This is a genomic window from Pontibacter silvestris (assembly GCF_020907275.1).
Classification (GTDB): Bacteria; Bacteroidota; Bacteroidia; order Cytophagales; family Hymenobacteraceae; genus Pontibacter; species Pontibacter silvestris.
Genome location: NZ_JAJJWI010000071.1, coordinates 1 through 1,823, shown reverse-complemented (window position 1 = coordinate 1,823; position 1,823 = coordinate 1). Strand labels below are relative to the sequence as shown.

Here is a 1,823-nt window from a genome sequence, read left to right as displayed (position 1 = left end):
TAATTTTGGTGAATGGTAGCCAACGGTCTCGGACAGGAAACGGGTGAGGCGTCAGCCGAACATGATGCCTGTGCTTTGTTAGGTGATTTTCTTTTTATTTTAACAGGTTCCTAAGTTTGGAAAGAATACTGATTTTAGAAGTGTTAGGTGTAGATTCATCTTCTATTGTAGTTTCTCCCTGATGTAACATTCCTCTTATATGCAGGTTATTTTGTTTTAGTATATCTTCTGGAACATCCACCATATAAAGCCATTCTCTTGAAGGCATAGGTCCTTTCTTTTTTGAAAAATGAAGTATTACATTGTCTACAAATAATTCATCCTTCTTCTTTCTATTTGCTATTGATTCATCCACCCATGTAAAAATGCCATTGATAGTAGGCTCTTTCATTGGGTAAAAGACAAACTGAACATCTGACACGCTATCATAAGTATTGTAATGTTTTCGAGTTTGAAAGGCTAAATTTTCAAGATATTTAAAAGGTAACTGAAGGTTTTTTCCGTCTAAGCTTATCCAGTCAAGATGTCCGGAATTATCAATTGCGACAAGACTCTTTAATCCAAATTTAGATTCTATGTTAAATCTACTTTGATTAACACCATCATTAAATTCTTCAAAATACAGGATATTACCTAAGTTGAGAGCTATATCTTTTGGAGAGCTTTCAGCCTTAACTAATTCAATTAAACTATTGATTATTTCTTCTCCCATTTTTTGAATTTCACCTAACGGACTTGGCCATAAGGCGGCGTAGCTGGCTTATGGGTGTGGTTACCTTTTAGTGCTTTTACTCTTGGGTGAATCTAAGTAACTCTTTCACATACATGTCTCCGAAGCTATCTTTGGTCATTGCCATAAAGCCTTCGGTGTGGTTGCCCCTATGTTTCAACGTTTGTCTGTTACTCCTTTGCTGAGCCATCTTCTCGCTGTCTTCTACTGTCGTAAACTCGTCTTTCTCGCCTGCCACAAGGAGCATGTCGCACTTTATTCTTCTTAATTTTGAGGTATAGTTGCCAGCTCCTTTTGGCAAGACAATATCTCTATCCTTTAACGTCTTTATCTTTGCCACATAGGCAATCGGGTCATAAACATACCCTTCGCCTATCAGAAAGTCCGCTTTCTCATGTTGCAGGGCAAGGGTAGCAACGATAGTGCCCATAGAGAATGCCAGCACACCAGTTCTGTTTCCCTTGATGTTCTTTTTCGTCCACCCTAACACAGACTGAAGGTCAGTGGCAAACTCATTGTAGTAGAGGTTAAGCGGGTTAATTTCAAAATCTGAGCTTTTCCCAAAGCCCCTATAGTCATAGGCTACCACAGTGAAGCCATTATCTGATAGAGCTTTGATATGGTAGAGCCAATAGGACATGTTGCCGCTGTCAGCGTAAGTAAGCACCAAGGTTGTCTTTTTGTCTTTTCCCGTAGCTGGCTTAATTAGCCAAGTATTGATTAAATATCCATCCGCAGTTTTTATCACCTGCTGTTCATAGTTCATCCCTAAACTGTCTGGCGTGGCTACATATTCCCTAACTGGTTTTATTGCATAACAGTCGAGGGAAAACAGCAAGACAAAAACTAAAAGTATGTTTTTCATTTTATGGTTGGTATTAAAGGTAACTACTGGATATAAGGAGTTATTACGTTTAGCCGACTACCGTTGGTCAGCTAAACGTAACTGGACTAACGAATATACTATATATCCGGAGCAATATAAAGCAACCCGAAGGCAATTCACGCACCCCCTGAAAGTACCAAAAGCCCCACCCCCTCCAGCTGCCTGGAAAGGGGGGGTTCTGTATAACTGCTTTTATGTTCAACAGAC

The 1,823-nt window shown here is 39.6% G+C and carries 3 protein-coding genes; 1 reads left to right on the top strand and 2 read right to left on the bottom strand.

Features of this window, described 5'->3' with window-relative positions:
* Positions 1-94 precede the first annotated feature (94 nt).
* Positions 95-712: a hypothetical protein gene (locus LN995_RS21540; RefSeq protein WP_229963160.1), complete on the bottom strand. Its 618-nt coding sequence runs from the start codon at positions 710-712 to the stop codon at positions 95-97.
* A 76-nt stretch (positions 713-788) separates the two neighbouring features.
* Positions 789-1,595 (bottom strand): alpha/beta hydrolase family protein, encoded by an 807-nt coding sequence (locus tag LN995_RS21535; protein WP_229963159.1) that lies wholly within the window; start codon positions 1,593-1,595, stop codon positions 789-791.
* Between LN995_RS21535 and LN995_RS21530 the strand changes: the two genes are divergently transcribed.
* Positions 1,585-1,823, top strand: a 239-nt coding sequence (locus LN995_RS21530) for a hypothetical protein (protein WP_229963158.1), incomplete at its 3' end; no start/stop codon positions are given. The genes LN995_RS21535 and LN995_RS21530 overlap by 11 nt on opposite strands.

Coding starts and splice junctions, on each gene's coding strand:
- LN995_RS21540 (WP_229963160.1), bottom strand. CDS start 712: ATGGGAGAAGAAATAATCAATAGTTTAATTGAATTAGTTAAGGCTGAA.
- LN995_RS21535 (WP_229963159.1), bottom strand. CDS start 1,595: ATGAAAAACATACTTTTAGTTTTTGTCTTGCTGTTTTCCCTCGACTGT.